The sequence below is a fragment of the Bradyrhizobium sp. NAS96.2 genome (assembly GCF_001908235.1).
Taxonomy (GTDB): domain Bacteria; phylum Pseudomonadota; class Alphaproteobacteria; order Rhizobiales; family Xanthobacteraceae; genus Bradyrhizobium.
The window spans coordinates 1-700 of the sequence record NZ_LGHK01000449.1 but is presented as its reverse complement, the minus strand read 5'-3'; the positions used below and the strand labels follow the sequence as shown (position 1 = coordinate 700).

The window sequence follows — 700 nt, the reverse complement described above, 5'->3', positions numbered from 1 at the left end:
GCGCCTCCGGTCTTGGCGTCGTGCTCGATCAGACTGGCAACACGATCTCCGGCTATGTCACCGGCCATGAAAATGACGCGGCGTGGCTGGTGTTCACGCTGACGGTGAACACGGCGACCGGCGACGTGACGCTGACGCAGGATCGTGCGGTGCACGAGCCGACCGCCTCCAGCCCGGACACCGGTGAGGGCATCAGCCTGACCGGCGGCCTGGTGACGCTGACGGCGACGGTCACCGACAAGGACGGCGACAGCGCCGCCCAGAACCTCGACCTCAGCAGCCACGTCACGTTCCATGATGATGGTCCGTCGATCTCGCTGAGCGGGAATGTCAACTCGCTGAATACCTTTGAGGCTTACCTGTCGGCTGCGACCAATGCCGGCATCAATGGCTCGACGCCGGATGCGGTGCCGACGCAGGGACATGCTCTCGACAAGGAAAACTTCGCCGGCGCGTTCACGGTTGTGACCGGCGCCGACGGCGCGACCACGGCCTATGCGCTGACCATCGCGAACAACGGTATCGCGACCAATCTGATCGACAGCGCCTCCGGTCTTGGCGTCGTGCTCGATCAGACCGGCAACACGATCTCCGGCTATGTCACCGGCCATGAAAATGACGCGGCGTGGCTGGTGTTCACGCTGACGGTGAACACGGCGACCGGCGACGTGACGCTGACGCAGGATCGTGCGGTCCACGA

General features: G+C 64.6%; 1 protein-coding gene. It reads left to right on the top strand.

Going from position 1 to position 700, the window contains the following annotated elements; genetic code table 11:
- Positions 1–700 (top strand): DUF5801 repeats-in-toxin domain-containing protein (locus tag AC628_RS44685; RefSeq protein ID WP_245321628.1); only part of this gene is annotated, 700 nt, incomplete at both ends.